Origin of the sequence: Acinetobacter johnsonii ANC 3681 (assembly GCF_000368805.1) — a bacterium.
In the GTDB taxonomy this organism is placed as follows: Bacteria; Pseudomonadota; Gammaproteobacteria; order Pseudomonadales; family Moraxellaceae; genus Acinetobacter; species Acinetobacter johnsonii.
Genome location: NZ_KB849705.1, coordinates 1784464 through 1799117, shown reverse-complemented (window position 1 = coordinate 1799117; position 14654 = coordinate 1784464). Strand labels below are relative to the sequence as shown.

13 protein-coding genes are annotated in these 14654 nt (G+C 42.4%); 8 read left to right on the top strand and 5 right to left on the bottom strand.

All coding sequences use genetic code 11. From position 1 onward, the window contains the following. Window positions 1-24 precede the first annotated feature (24 nt). Window positions 25-435: a hypothetical protein gene (locus tag F946_RS12815; protein ID WP_004982919.1), complete on the top strand. Its 411-nt coding sequence runs from the start codon at window positions 25-27 to the stop codon at window positions 433-435. A 484-nt stretch (window positions 436-919) separates the two neighbouring features. Here the strand turns inward: F946_RS12815 and F946_RS12805 are convergent, their stop codons facing one another. The 4 genes from F946_RS12805 to F946_RS12800 all read right to left on the bottom strand — a co-directional run bounded on the left by F946_RS12805 (window position 920) and on the right by F946_RS12800 (window position 5777). Further along, complete coding sequence (locus F946_RS12805; RefSeq protein WP_004982915.1) at window positions 920-2203, bottom strand: ribonucleotide-diphosphate reductase subunit beta; 1284 nt, start codon at window positions 2201-2203, stop codon at window positions 920-922. 137 nt (window positions 2204-2340) lie between these two features. Beyond that, window positions 2341-2478, bottom strand: a complete 138-nt coding sequence (locus F946_RS17285; RefSeq protein WP_004695369.1) for a hypothetical protein — start codon at window positions 2476-2478, stop codon at window positions 2341-2343. A 58-nt stretch (window positions 2479-2536) separates the two neighbouring features. Continuing rightward, the gene (locus F946_RS17505) at window positions 2537-2665 is read right to left on the bottom strand and encodes a hypothetical protein (RefSeq protein WP_265102688.1); all 129 of its coding nucleotides are present in this window, start codon (window positions 2663-2665) and stop codon (window positions 2537-2539) included. A gap of 280 nt (window positions 2666-2945) precedes the next feature. Further along, on the bottom strand, window positions 2946-5777 hold the full coding sequence (locus F946_RS12800; RefSeq protein ID WP_004695373.1) for a ribonucleoside-diphosphate reductase subunit alpha: 2832 nt from the start codon (window positions 5775-5777) through the stop codon (window positions 2946-2948). Between the two features lie 595 nt (window positions 5778-6372). On the opposite strand from F946_RS12800, the gene bfmR reads away from it, so the two are divergent. Both bfmR and bfmS read left to right on the top strand, forming a co-directional pair. Next, a complete protein-coding gene (gene bfmR / locus F946_RS12795; RefSeq protein WP_004695375.1) occupies window positions 6373-7089 on the top strand; it encodes a response regulator transcription factor BfmR in 717 nt (238 codons plus the stop codon). Between the two features lie 36 nt (window positions 7090-7125). Next, complete coding sequence (bfmS, locus tag F946_RS12790) at window positions 7126-8790, top strand: sensor histidine kinase BfmS (protein ID WP_004982914.1); 1665 nt, start codon at window positions 7126-7128, stop codon at window positions 8788-8790. A gap of 49 nt (window positions 8791-8839) precedes the next feature. On the opposite strand, the gene F946_RS12785 is transcribed toward bfmS, so the two are convergent. After that, on the bottom strand, window positions 8840-9196 hold the full coding sequence (locus tag F946_RS12785) for a hypothetical protein (protein WP_004695379.1): 357 nt from the start codon (window positions 9194-9196) through the stop codon (window positions 8840-8842). A 491-nt stretch (window positions 9197-9687) separates the two neighbouring features. Between F946_RS12785 and F946_RS12780 the strand changes: the two genes are divergently transcribed. The 5 genes from F946_RS12780 to nuoF all read left to right on the top strand — a co-directional run bounded on the left by F946_RS12780 (window position 9688) and on the right by nuoF (window position 14648). Then, a complete protein-coding gene (locus F946_RS12780; protein ID WP_004695380.1) occupies window positions 9688-10236 on the top strand; it encodes an NADH-quinone oxidoreductase subunit A in 549 nt (182 codons plus the stop codon). A 6-nt stretch (window positions 10237-10242) separates the two neighbouring features. Next, entirely contained in the window at window positions 10243-10920 is a 678-nt protein-coding gene (locus F946_RS12775; RefSeq protein WP_004695382.1) for a NuoB/complex I 20 kDa subunit family protein, read from the top strand. A gap of 88 nt (window positions 10921-11008) precedes the next feature. Next, window positions 11009-12796, top strand: coding sequence for an NADH-quinone oxidoreductase subunit C/D (gene nuoC, locus F946_RS12770; RefSeq protein WP_004982913.1), 1788 nt, complete (start codon window positions 11009-11011; stop codon window positions 12794-12796). A 14-nt stretch (window positions 12797-12810) separates the two neighbouring features. Further along, window positions 12811-13320 carry an NADH-quinone oxidoreductase subunit NuoE gene (gene nuoE, locus F946_RS12765; protein ID WP_004982912.1) on the top strand — a complete coding sequence of 170 codons (510 nt, stop codon included), beginning with the start codon at window positions 12811-12813 and terminating at the stop codon, window positions 13318-13320. Further along, a complete protein-coding gene (gene nuoF, locus F946_RS12760) occupies window positions 13317-14648 on the top strand; it encodes an NADH-quinone oxidoreductase subunit NuoF (protein ID WP_004695387.1) in 1332 nt (443 codons plus the stop codon). The genes nuoE and nuoF overlap by 4 nt, the downstream gene beginning before the upstream one ends. Window positions 14649-14654 lie beyond the last annotated feature (6 nt).

Sequence of the window (14654 nt, the reverse complement as noted above, 5' to 3'; positions counted from 1 at the left end):
ATTTAAATTTATGGGTTTTTATTTGTGTATAGACTGAATTTTAATAGTAATACTGGTGATATACATGTAATTGGAAATTTAATTGATTATAGGCTAAGTGACTTTTATTTTGAGGGTGAAAGTTATAATGAGTTAAATGTTCTTTATGAAAATTCGTTTGTGGTTTTTTTAAATGAAAAATTTAAATTAAATATAATTTATATTCAGGATAAATTAAAATTAATTAATTTTAAACTTGTATATGAATCTTATGATGAATTTGATCTAAAGATGGATAGTCTTTTAGGTTATTTTGATAAAACACAATTTTCGAATAAAAAAGTAGATGATGTAAAACCATATACAGAATATTTTTATAATTGGGGAGTTATTTCTGTATATAGTGATCTATCTCTAAATATTTGTTTTTCAGTAAGATGGGGGAAAGAGTGTTGAGAAATTTCAGTGAAAAGTAAGGAAATACATATTTGTGAATGCTTGGAGAAGATCCTCGTTAAGGAGTTGGATTTAGGAAATCCTATTAGATCTTATAATGAAATGCCTGAATGGCCCAAGAAAGATAGTAGATTCATTTTTTTAAATAACAAACTTGCCCCAAAATCATTGGTCGATATACCTTTATGGATCTTTGTAAGTGTGAATAATGACATGAATTATACTTGGTATAATGAATATATTGTGATAAACATCATGATTTATTGGCAGCTGGTGATATGTGATTTTGAATAAAAGCCTTTTTGCGCTGTGAAAAAGATTAAAGTACAGAAGTACGCTACTCTGTAAATTTAGAGATGATCATCAAGAATATTTGATTTCAATAAGTATGATCAAAGAATTACTATAATTTGTTTCTAATAGAAAAAGGCTGCAAATAGCAGCCTTTTTCTATGACAACATATGTGTCGCGTGACGGTTTACCTTACCAGCTCAGCGCACCACCAGTCTGATAATCTGTCACACGCGTTTCGAAGAAGTTCTTCTCTTTACGCAAGTCCATCATTTCAGACATCCACTGGAATGGGTTGTTCACACCAGCAAACTGCTCAGGCAAGCCCAACTGTGCTAAACGACGGTTACAGATGAATTTCAAGTATTCTTCCATCATCGCAGCATTCATACCCAATACACCACGTGGCATAGTGTCACGCGCATATTCGATTTCAAGCATCGTACCTTCAAGAATCATTTGAATAATTTCTTCTTGGAATTCAGCAGTCCACAAGCTTGGGTTTTCGATCTTGATTTGGTTAATCATATCGATACCAAAGTTCAAGTGCATCGACTCATCACGTAAGATGTATTGGAATTGCTCAGCTACACCATTCATTTTGTTACGACGACCCATCGACAAGATTTGGCTGAAACCACAGTAGAAGAAGATCCCTTCAAGAACACAGTAGAATGCGATCAAGTTGCGAAGCAAAATTTGGTCGTTTTCAGGTGTACCAGTTTGGAAAGTAGGATCACTTAAAGACTGCGTATATTTCAAGCCCCAAGCCGCTTTACGCGCAACTGATGGAACTTCGCGGTACATGTTGAAGACTTCGCCTTCGTCCATACCTAAAGATTCGATACAGTATTGGTAAGCGTGAGTGTGAATGGCTTCTTCAAATGCTTGACGCAAAATGTACTGACGGCATTCAGGGTTGGTAATGTGGCGGTAAATCGCCAACACCAAGTTGTTTGCAACCAATGAGTCTGCTGTAGAGAAGAAACCAAGTGAGCGCATAACAATGGTACGTTCGTCTTCAGTTAAGCCATTTTCAGACTTCCAAAGCGCGATGTCATGGTTCATGTTGACTTCTTGTGGCATCCAGTGGTTTGCACAACCGTCTAGATATTTCTGCCAAGCCCATTCGTATTTGAACGGTACAAGTTGGTTTAAGTCCGCACGACAGTTAATCATCGCTTTATCATCAACCTGTACACGTTGCGCACCCATTTCTAGTTCTTCTAGACCTGGAGCAACATCTAAACTTTCTAAGGCGTTAGATGCTCTTGCCAACGGATCGGCTGAATTTGTTGATCGGCTTCGAGGGGTTGAAGCGGGTTGTGCAGTTGCCACATTCTTCTGTGGTTGCTCTGCAGCAGATACCATCTGCGGATTAGCCGCTTTTTGCGGTTCGACGGGCGCAGACTTGTGTTCAGGTGCAGCCGGTTTTTGCGAATCATCTTCGAAATCGTCCCAACTTAGGATAGACATATCAATTCTCTCTACGTTGCTTTATATCTTTTATCGACATCCAGCAGTGCTGAGATGTCTTACTATACGCTTAATTTGTGAAAGCAAAATTAAGTTTTGCCAATCATTGTTCTAAAACTGTGCATAGAACGTGATTCTCACGACTTATTTTGCTTTCGCTTTTTGCTTTGGTTTGCTTTTACCCAAAAGTAGGCAATCGGCATATAAAACAAAACCACAAAGGAAATCACCAAGGTCGCAAGACCTAACATATAGTTATGTGTCATATGGAGCATGGTAGGTTCCTTGGTTCAAATTGTGTGAATCCTAGTTAACTAGGATTCACATTTTAAATCATTTTTTAGATGATTTGGTTGGCTTCACTGTTTCAACGACTGTAGTTTTGGGATGCTTTTTAGCATATTCCAAAGTTACATATTGACCAGTGATAGCACTTCGAGCAGCTTTTGAATTTGCAGCCATCTTCGGTACTCCTTGATACAAAATCAAGATGACTCTTACTGGCTCACAAACTAATTCAATGATAGAATTGCCCATGCATTAACATATGCCAGCCTCTTTGTGATCATCTTGTTATCACATCGAGATTGAAAGCCTTCTAGTTAGTTTTGACGGACGCTAGAGGGCTTTTTTATTGCCTAAATTTTTAATCTCCCTAAATCCCTCTTTTAAAAGAGGGACTTTCACACCTCAATAAGTTTGGTGTAATTCCCCTCCTTTTAGGAGGGGTTAGGGGAGGTTATTACTGACAAGCCTCACAGTCTGGATTGTCAATTGAACACGCCATTGGCACTGGAGCTGCTTGACCGAAGCCTTCGTCTTCAGCAACCACTTCTGGTTTAACTTCCTGAGCAACCGCTGCAACAGGCGCTGCCGTTACAGTTGCAGGTTTTACTGCGTTCAATGCACCAGTGTTAATGGTTGATTTCTCAGCAGAAGTTGCACCTAAAGCTCGGAGGTAATACGTTGTTTTCAGACCACGTAACCAAGCCATTTTATAGGTCAAGTCAAGTTTCTTACCGTTTGCACCAGAGATGTAAAGGTTTAATGACTGCGCTTGATCGATCCATTTTTGACGACGTGATGCAGCATCCACAATCCAGCGTGGCTCAACTTCAAATGCCGTCGCGAAGATTGCTTTAAGCTCTTCAGGAATACGAGAAATCTTCTGAACTGAACCTTCAAAGTGTTTCAGATCATTCACCATCACAGAGTCCCATAGACCACGGTCTTTCAACGCACGTACTAAGTACGGGTTGATCACTGTGAACTCGCCTGATAGGTTCGATTTTACATATAAGTTTTGGAATGTTGGCTCAATCGACTGAGACACACCACAAATGTTCGAAATGGTTGCAGTCGGTGCAATGGCCATCACGTTCGAGTTACGCATACCGTCTTTTTGAACTTTGGCACGTAGAGTGTCCCAGTCCAAACGTTGAGTGCGGTCAACTTCAAACATACGCTCAGGGCGTGTTTTAGCAACAAGGTCTAGCGAGTCAATTGGCAGGATGCCTTGATCCCACAGTGAACCTTTGAATGTCTCATAAGTACCACGTTCAACAGCCAAATCACTTGATGTTGAAATTGCGTAGTAGCTGATCACTTCCATCGATTCATCAGCGAAGTCTACTGCTGCATCAGAGCCATAAGCGAGTTGCATTTCATACAGCGCATCTTGGAAGCCCATGATGCCCATACCCACTGGGCGGTGTTTCAAGTTCGAGTTTTTCGCTTGAGGTACAGCGTAGTAGTTAATGTCGATCACGTTATCGAGCATACGAACCGCTGTTTTTACTGTACGTGCAAGCTTTTCACGGTCTAACACACCACCTTGAACGTGTTGTACAAGGTTGATCGAACCTAAGTTACATACTGCAATTTCATCTTTGCTTGTGTTTAATGTGATTTCTGTACACAAGTTAGAAGAGTGAACTACGCCAACGTGTTGTTGTGGTGAACGTAAGTTACATACGTCTTTGAATGTGATCCACGGGTGACCTGTTTCAAACAACATCGACAGCATTTTGCGCCACAAATCTTTTGCACGGATTTTCTTGTGCAACATGTTTGTTTCTTTTGCAATTGCTTCATAGTGTGCATAACGCTCAGCGAATTCTGCACCCATTAAGTCGTGTAGGTCTGGTGTTTCAGACGGCGTGAACAGGGTCCATTCAGCATCTTCAAAAACACGTTGCATAAACAAGTCAGGAACCCAGTTTGCCGTGTTCATGTCATGCGTACGGCGACGGTCATCACCGGTGTTTTTACGTAACTCTAGGAATTCTTCGATGTCCAAGTGCCAAGTTTCAAGGTATGCACAGACTGCACCTTTACGCTTACCACCTTGGTTTACCGCAACAGCAGTATCGTTCGCCACTTTAAGGAATGGAACTACACCTTGTGACTTACCGTTTGTACCTTTGATATACGAGTTCAAAGCACGAACTGGCGTCCAGTCATTACCTAAACCGCCTGCCCATTTAGATAGCATTGCGTTATCACGCATCGCGCCATAAATGTCATACAGGTCATCATCAATCGTGGTCAAGTAGCAGCTCGACAATTGAGGACGTAGCGTACCTGAGTTAAACAGGGTAGGCGTAGATGCCATGTAATCAAAGCTCGACAAGAGGTTGTAGAACTCGATTGCACGTTCTTCACGGTTTGCTTCGTTGAGTGAAAGACCCATCGAAACACGCATAAAGAATAACTGTGGCAATTCGAAACGCACGCCATCTGAGTGGATGAAGTAACGGTCAAATAATGTTTGTAGACCTAAGTACGTAAATTGGTTTGAGCGTTCTGGTTGAATCGCTGCGGCCAATTTCGCAAGGTCAAAGTTGAGAAGTTCTGGTGAAAGTAGGTCTAGCTCAATACCTTTCTTTAGGAAAGTTTCTAAAGCATCGCCTTCAGCTGTGTCTTCAGACAAGCCAAGGAAAGTCAAACCTGTCGCGACCAATTCATCACGAAGTAGGCGAGCCGTCACGTAGGTATAGTTTGGTTCTTGTTCGATACGTGTACGTGTTGCCATCATCATCGTGGTTGCGATATCTGACGCTTTTACACCGTTGTAAAGGTTTTTAATGGTTTCATCGATGATCGCTTGAACATTGATGCCTTCTAAACCTTCAGCCGCTTTTGTTACAGTCGCTTCAAGCTTACGCATGTCAAGCGGTTGAAGCTGTCCATTGGCGTCAGTGATTTGTAAGGTTGGGTGATGGTTTTCACCTGCTTGTTTACGTGCATCAGCACGTTGATCGCGGTAGATGACATACGCACGAGCAACTTTCTGTTCACCTGTACGCATCAGCGCAAGTTCAACTTGGTCTTGGATTTCTTCGATGTGAATTGTACCGCCAGAAGGTAGGCGGCGACTGAACGTATTTAATACCATCTCGGTAAGTTGAGAAATACGATCGTGGATGCGGCTTGAGTCAGCACTTTGTTGGCCTTCAACAGCCAAAAATGCCTTACCAATGGCAACAGAGATTTTTTCTGCGTCAAAGCTGGCAACATCTCCAGTGCGTTTAATCACCTGAATTTGACCAGGGGTTGAATTCGATACGCTCATGCTAGCATAGCTCCATTTTGTCATCTATTTTTATGTCTATGGACCGTTTGAACTGGGCAATTTTTATGCCACAGTGTTTGAGGTTTAAACACAAGACCTAGTGGTTTAAAAATTAATTGAACACAAGATACGGGAAAATTCAGGGTAGATCAATATTGACATTTTATTAAATATTTTGATCGATCTGGTCTCGAAAAGATCTCAAAAAGATCCCTTTTTTATGATTCTTGTATTAAGCCTTATTAGACAAGGCGATAGCATAACAAAGCTCGGTTTAAGTGCTTATAGATAACATTGTGGATAAGTTCAAAACAGACGAATGAGTGAGTTATAAACTGTTCAAACAGTGACTTGGTATGAAAAAACGCCATTTTGTAAAGAAACGTTTCTTTTGCTTTGGTTGGATATACAGCAAACGCGAGAAAGCGCTCATTTGGAGGCTAAAAAAATGTATAACAAAATGCTACTTTGATGTATCAGTTTGGTGAACAAGATCTTGTTTACAATGTAAACGTGTGTATATTGCAAAATATATCAGAGCGTATCCCTTGGATTTTAAAGGATACGTTAAGTCGTCAAAATAAAGGGGCACTCCATGAGCCAAGAAGAAAAGTTACCAAAAATTTTAATCGTAGAAGACGATGAGCGCCTAGCTCGCTTAACTCAAGAGTACCTGATCCGTAATGGTCTTGAGGTTGGGGTAGAACCCGATGGTAACCGTGCCATTCGCCGTATTATTGCAGAACAACCCGATATGGTGGTGTTGGATGTGATGCTTCCAGGTGCAGATGGTTTAACCATTTGCCGTGAAGTTCGTCCACATTATCACCAACCGATTTTGATGTTGACTGCACGTACCGAAGATATGGATCAAGTGCTTGGTCTAGAAATGGGTGCAGATGACTATGTGGCAAAACCAGTTCAGCCACGTGTTTTACTTGCACGTATTCGTGCTTTATTACGTCGTACTGACAAAGCGCCTGAAGATGAAGTTGCACAGCGTATTGAATTTGATGATTTGGTGATCGATAACGGTGGTCGTTCAGTGACTTTAAATGGTGAGTTGGTTGACTTTACCAGTGCTGAATATGACTTATTGTGGTTGTTGGCTTCAAATGCAGGTCGCATTCTTTCTCGCGAAGACATTTTCGAACGCTTACGTGGTATCGAATATGACGGTCAAGACCGTTCAATTGATGTGCGTATTTCGCGTATTCGTCCAAAAATTGGTGATGATCCTGAAAATCCAAAACGTATTAAAACGGTACGTAGTAAAGGCTACTTATTTGTAAAAGAAACCAATGGTCTTTAAGCCGTTTATTTGATTCGTTAAAACGGGACATTTTTAGTGTTCAAACACAGTATATTCTTGCGTATCTATGCTGGGCTGGTAGTGCTGGTTGCTATTGTTGCCCTCATGGGATATTTGCTTGTACAAATTATTAACTATCAGCGAGTGCAAGAATATCGCGAGTCTTTGACGGACGGGATTTCCTTTATTATTAGTGAAGGTGTATCCCGTCAGACCAATGCACAGCAAAAAGCAGACTGGATTTCAGATGCTTCAGATTTGCTTGAACTACCAATTAATATGATCCCTGCCGATAAAGTGGATTTGAGTCGTGCAGAGTTAAAGCGGATCAGTGAGCGTAAAGCAGCTGTGCGTTATGATGCGCAAACGCAAGTGGCGTACTTGATCATTGGTCTAAAAGATGATCCGAATCATTTACTGTATATTAAAGTAGATAAAATTGGTGAGCTGCAAATGAAAGCACTCCCGATTTTTATCCTAGATTATCTGGTGTACTACCCAGGCCAAGAAGAAGAGTACTTGGAAAAAGTACAGAAACATTTCTCTTATCCTGTACAAATTGAAGAAGTACAAAATCTGGCTTTAGAGTCGGAGCAGATTGGTCGTTTGCGTTTAGATCATAGCGTGATCTTATATCGTGATAGTGCTTCTGTGCGTGGCACCACCATTTCTATTGTGTCTCCACCTTTACCTAGTTCACCGAGCAAGGTTTTGGTATTGGGTCCTGTGCCTATTTTCAACTGGATGCCGTTTCAGCTCGCAGCAGGGATTACCTTGTTGAGCCTGTTTGTGCTGAGTTTAGGGGTGTATGGCTTACTTGTACCGATGCAGCGTAAACTGCGCGAGGTCAATTACGGTTTAAACCGTATGAAAGCGGGTGACATGACCCTACGTTTGCCTGTCGATGGCACGGATGAAATGGCCAGTCTAGCCAATAGCTATAACAGCATGTCAGATCATATTCAGCGACTCATCGAGGCGCAGCGTGAGCTGATGCGTGCGGTATCACATGAGCTTCGTACGCCTGTTGCTCGGATTCGTTTTGGTATGGAAATGTTGGCTGAAGAAGATGATTATGAATACCGTCTTCAGCAAGTTGATATGATTGATAAAGACATTGAGGCCTTAAATACCTTAATTGATGAAATCATGACTTACGCCAAGTTGGAGCAGGGCACACCATCACTCGATATTGAAAACATTGTCTTGTTTGAAGTCTTAGATCAGGTGGTGGTTGAGACGGAAGCCTTAAAAACCCAGAAAGAAATTCATTTAAATGCTCCTCCTTTAACCTTAAAAGTTGAAGCTGAACGTCGTTATTTACACCGCGTGGTGCAGAACTTGGTTGGTAATGCGGTTCGTTATGGCGACCATCAGGTGCTGGTCGGTGGTGGTATTAATGACAGCGGTATGGCCTATGTTTGTGTTGAAGATGACGGGCCCGGTATTCCAGAAGACGAGCGAGAGCGCGTTTTTGAAGCCTTTGCACGTTTGGATGATAGCCGGACGCGAGCATCGGGTGGCTATGGTTTAGGTTTGTCGATTGTGAGCCGAATTGCCTATTGGTTTGGTGGTAGCGTTAAAGTGGATCAGAGTCCAAGTCTCGGTGGTGCACGTTTTACCATGACATGGCCGGCACATCGCTTTAGTAAGTCTAAAAAGAAGTATAGTGTTAAAGATAATACAGACTCAAAAAGCTAAGTATTAAAAAAGCACCGAATTTCGGTGCTTTTTTATTTTTTATGCTGACTTATTCTTGGATGCTGGCATCGGGAGAAATAATCTGTTTGCCTTGTTTTAGGCTTTCAAGCGCATCTGCATTAAAGTCAATCAATAATGAGTTATTTTGCGTATCTATGCCATAACGGCTAATGAGCTTTTGATCACCATTAATCGTTTCAATTTTATATTCATCCACAATATTCATAATGCCATCAAGGTTGGTGGTGGCTGAAGCTTTGTCTTGGCGAAAAAGTTCATAAATGTCGCGTAAATCAAAGATGGCATTATTGGCATCGGGGTGTTTACGAACATAAGTTTCAACATGGCGAATAAGCAACTGGGCAAATAAAAAATAGTTAGGTTTATGGGTGAATTCCAGACTCATGTGGTGCTCCTTATTCTTTGTTGTTGGTTGTTTATATCAATAGCACAAGAAAAAGCCAAGTGCATTAATTGATTGGGGTGATTTGCAAAAAAATACAAAAAATATGAGTGACTTAATCTACTTTTTTACTTTTTAAATAAGCAAAATGCTGCAGTTGAAGAGCTGAGTTTTTTAAACTGCTGATTGTGTGATTGTTATCGAAATAAGGCTGAAAAATGCTTTATAGGCTTTGTTTGAATGTTAAAATTTGGAAAAATAATAGAATAGTAGTGTTTTATTAGATAAAGCGATTGGTTTCGAAATAAAAGGGCTTTCATCGAAAAAATCTCAAAAAACGAAGAGAAATCATCCTAAAGACGAAGGTCTATAAGCTAGCAACTTACGTCAGCAATCGGGTACAATTGGCGGGATTAATTTTGTGTTTGGTGTATTTGAAGGCCAATACATGCATTCTTTGTTAATAAATTAGGCCTGCCAGGAGTTATCCCCGCATGAGTGCCATTACTCCATACGAATGGGCAATTATTGCCTTCGTGATCGGCGTTACATTTCTTTGCGTCTTTATGCTCACTGTCCCATTACTCCTTGGGGGTAAGTCATGGGGCCGTGCAAAGCAAGAGCAATTTGAATCAGGTGTGGTTGGTGCTGGTGGCGCACGTATCCGCCTGTCAGCAAAGTTCTATTTGGTTGCAATCTTCTTCGTCGTATTCGACTTAGAGGCGCTTTACCTTTATGCATGGGCTACATCGGTTCGTGAAGTGGGTTGGGTGGGTTTCACCACTGCAGCAGTATTTATTTTAGTTTTACTCGTTGGTTTGGTTTATGAGTTGTCTACTGGTGCGCTTAACTGGTCGCCTTCTGACAAACGTAAAGCAGCAGGGATTAAACCTAAAGTTGGTTCTCCAAATATGAATCTTGCAGAAATCACTCGCTTTAATTCAATTGAAGAGTTGGTTATGGACCCTACAGGTCAAATCCCAGCTCAATCATCTGGTCGTGTGAAAGATAAGTCACCGGCTAAATCGTCTGATAAGGAGTAACTCGGGATGAAATATACATTAACCCGTGCGAATCCGGATGCTGATCAATATCCGCTTCAAGAGCGTCAAATCGTAACGGATCCGCTTGAAGAAGAAGTGAATAAAAATGTGTTTATGACTCGTTTAGAGGACGTGGCACATACAGCAGTGAACTGGGGCCGTAAGAACTCAGTTTGGCCGTTTAACTTTGGTACATCTTGCTGCTACGTAGAGTATGCAACGACTTTAACCGGCGTGCATGACTTGTCGCGTTTCGGTGCCGAAGTAATCCGTGCTTCACCTCGTCAGGCTGACTTGATGATTGTTGCAGGTACATGTTTCGTCAAAATGGCTCCAGTTATTCAACGTTTATATGAACAAATGTTGGAACCGAAGTGGGTTATTTCAATGGGCGCATGTGCAAACTCTGGCGGTATGTACGATATTTATTCAGTTGTACAAGGTGTGGATAAAATCATCCCAGTCGATGTTTATATTCCAGGTTGCCCACCCCGTCCAGAAGCATTAATCCAAGCATTAATGTTGTTACAAGACCAAATTCAATTAGAGCGCCGTCCACTTTCTGCCGTGATTGGTGATGATCTTAAGCCAGTGTATAAGCCAAAGATGATGCCAGAACGTGACCGTAAGAATGCTGAACGTATTGCAGTGAAAAACTTACGCTCTATGGATGAAATTAAATAATTTAAACGACAGTTGTTTTGATGCACCCGGTCTGGGTGTAGTTGTCGTTTAGGTTGAATGAATTTGTATTAAATAGGAAGCCAAGCCAATGGCTGAAACTGAAAACGCTATGCCAGAGTCAGCGCAAGTTGATTCACGCCCAGCATTTGCAATTGTAGAAGAGCTCAAAACCAAATTTGGCGAGAACTTCTATGTGCAAACGACTTTTGAAGACTTTCCAACAGTCTGGGTTGAGCGCGCGCGCGTACAAGAAGTTTTAATGTTCTTGCGTACAGTGTCACGTCCATACGTGATGTTGTTTGACTTGTCTGCGGTAGATGAACGTTTACGTACACACCGCGACGGTTTGCCTGCGTCTGACTTTACTGTGTTCTATCACTTATTATCGCTTGAGCGTAATAGTGATATTCGTATCAAAGTTGCATTGAGTGAAAATGATGTAAATCTTCCAACTGCAACCAACATTTGGCCAAATGCCAACTGGTACGAACGTGAAGCTTACGATATGTTCGGGATCAATTTCGAAGGGCATCCAATGCTCCGTCGTATTTTGTTGCCAACCTATTGGGAAGGTCACCCTCTTCGTAAAGAATACTCTGCACGTGCCACTGAATATACACCGTATATGCAGAACCAAGCGAAGCAGGATTACGAACAGGAACACCTACGTTTCGTACCTGAAGATTGGGGTATGAAGCGCGGAAATGACGACGAAGACTTCATGTTCTTGAACTTAGGTCCGAACCACCCATCTGCGCACGGTGCTTTCCGTATCATTTTGCAGTTGGACGGTGAAGAAGTGAAAGACTGTGTGCCTGATATCGGCTATCACCACCGTGGTGTGGAAAAGATGGCTGAGCGTCAAACTTGGCATTCATTCATTCCTTATACCGACCGTGTCGACTACTTAGGTGGTTGTGCGCAAAACATGCCTTATGTGATGGGTGTGGAGCAAATGGCGGGTATTACTGTACCTGACCGTGCACAATGTATCCGTGTCATGATGTCTGAATTGTTCCGTATCAATAACCACTTATTGTATATCGGTACTGCGATTCAAGATGCCGGCGGTATGACACCAGTCTTCTACATGTTTGCGGATCGTCAAAAAATCTATGACGCGATTGAAGCAATCACCGGTTACCGTATGCATCCAGCATGGTTCCGTATCGGTGGTACAGCGCATGACTTACCAAACAACTGGCAGCATCTGATTCGTGAAATCCTAGATTGGATGCCGAAGCGTATGAATGAATACTACACAGCAGCGCTTAAAAACTCTGTGTTTGTAGGTCGTACGCGTAACGTGGCTCAATATGATGCAAAATCTGCGTTGGCTTGGGGCGTGACTGGTACAGGTCTGCGTGCAACAGGTATTGATTTCGACGTTCGTAAATATCGCCCGTACAGTGGCTATGAAAACTACGACTTCGACATCCCACTTGAGTACGAAGGCGATGCATATGCACGTGTGATGGTTCACTTCCGTGAAATTGAAGAATCACTCAAAATCGTAAAGCAATGTTTAGACAACATGCCTTCAGGTGCGTACAAAGCAGATCACCCATTGGCTGTTCCACCACCAAAAGACAAGACTTTACAAGACATTGAAACCTTGATTACGCACTTCTTAAGCGTATCTTGGGGTCCAGTAATGCCTGCAGGTGAAGCATCTGTGATGGCGGAAGTGGTAAAAGGTGCGTCGAACTACTACTTGACTTCAGACAAGTCAACCATGAGTTACCGTACCCGTATTCGTACACCGACCTTCACGCATTTACAGCAAATGCCTTCTGTGATTAACGGCAGCTTAATGTCTGACTTGATCATTTATTTAGCGACTATTGATGTCGTTATGGCTGACGTGGATCGCTAAGGGGTAAACGCATTATGATGATTTTGACTGATAAAAAGCCACGCGTGAATGTTGAAGGGATTTTGACTGCGGACGAAATCCACGAAATTGAACATCACATTGGTCACTATCCGTACCCACGTGCAGCATCTTTGGATGCTTTGAAGTGTGTACAACGCCGTAATGGCTGGGTAGATGACGCGCAGCTAAACGCCATTGCTCAGTTATTGACAATCAGTGTTGCTGATTTGGAAGGGGTTGCAACTTTCTACAACCGTATTTACCGTCAACCCGTGGGTCGTAACGTCATTTTACTTTGTGACTCGATCGCATGCTTCTTGATGGGTGCGGAAACTTTAGCAGAAGCTTTTCAGCGCGAGTTAGGCATTCAGTTTGGTCAAACGACTGCTGATGGTCGTTTTACTTTGCTGCCGATTTGCTGCTTAGGTAACTGTGACAAAGGCCCAACCTTAATGGTGAATGAAGACACTCACGGTTTGGTTGAAGTTTCTTCAGTGAAACAGTTATTGGAGAAGTATGTATGAATACCGAACCAAAACCAATTTATGGCGAAGGTAACCCAGAAACGCATCCATTAACTTGGCGTTTGAGTAAGCAAGAGCACGTTCGTAATGCAGATGATTATGAAGCGCTTGAAGGTTACGCGGGTCTAAAAAAAGCAATCACCATGCCGCCGAAAGATGTGCTTGAAGTGATTAAAGCTGCGACCGTAAAAGGTCGTGGTGGTGCAGGCTTCCCAGCAGGGATCAAATGGTCTTTGATGGCGCCAAATGACAACTCAGGTCCACGTTACCTGATTTGTAATGCCGATGAGATGGAACCAGGGACCTTTAAAGACCGGTTGTTGATGGAAAAACTTCCTCACCAATTGATCGAAGGGATGTTGATTGCAGCGTATACGCTAGAAGCAACGCATGGTTATATCTTTATTCGTGGCGAGTACATTGAAGCAGCTGCGTACTTAAATGAAGCGCTTGAGCAAGTTCGTGCCAAAGGTTACTTGGGTGATAACATCCTTGGAACTGGCTGGAACTTCGAGTTGCATGTGCACACGGGTGCGGGTCGTTATATCTGTGGTGAAGAAACTGCATTAATCAACTCGCTTGAAGGTCGCCGTGCAAATCCACGTACGAAACCACCATTCCCACAAGTTGCAGGTGCTTGGGGTCGTCCTACCATTGTTAACAACGTAGAGACCTACAATAACTTACCGGCAATCATGTTGCGTGGTCCTGAATGGTATATCGGCTTATCTGCGGGTAAGTCGAAAGATCCAGGCACAAAAATTTATGGTGCATCTGGCAAGGTGAAATTCCCTGGTCTTTGGGAGCTTCCATTTGGTACAACTGCGCGTGAAGTCATTGAAGACTATGCGGGCGGTATGCGTGATGGCTTAAAGCTTAAAGCATGGTTACCGGGTGGTGCGTCTACAGACTTCTTGGCTGCTGAACACATTGATCTACCGATGGATGCTGAGAGCATCATGAAAGCAGGTTCACGTTTAGGTACGTGTTTGCTGATGGTGGTGGATGAAACGCAATGTATGGTTTCAGCGACACGTAACTTAGAAGAATTCTTTGCACGTGAGTCATGTGGTTTCTGTACGCCTTGTCGTGATGGTTTACCGTGGGCGGTGAAAGCACTGAAAGCATTGGAAGATGGCACAGGTAAGAAAGAAGATATCGATCACTTACAAGAACTTACTCGTAAGCTTTGGATTGGTAAGACTTTCTGTGCGCATGCTCCAGGTGCAATGGAACCGTTGATGGGTGCACTCAAATATTTCCGTGGCGAGTTTGAAGCAAAAGTAGTGAATGCTGCTGCGCAAACTAGCAACGTAGAACAAGCTTAAGGAATT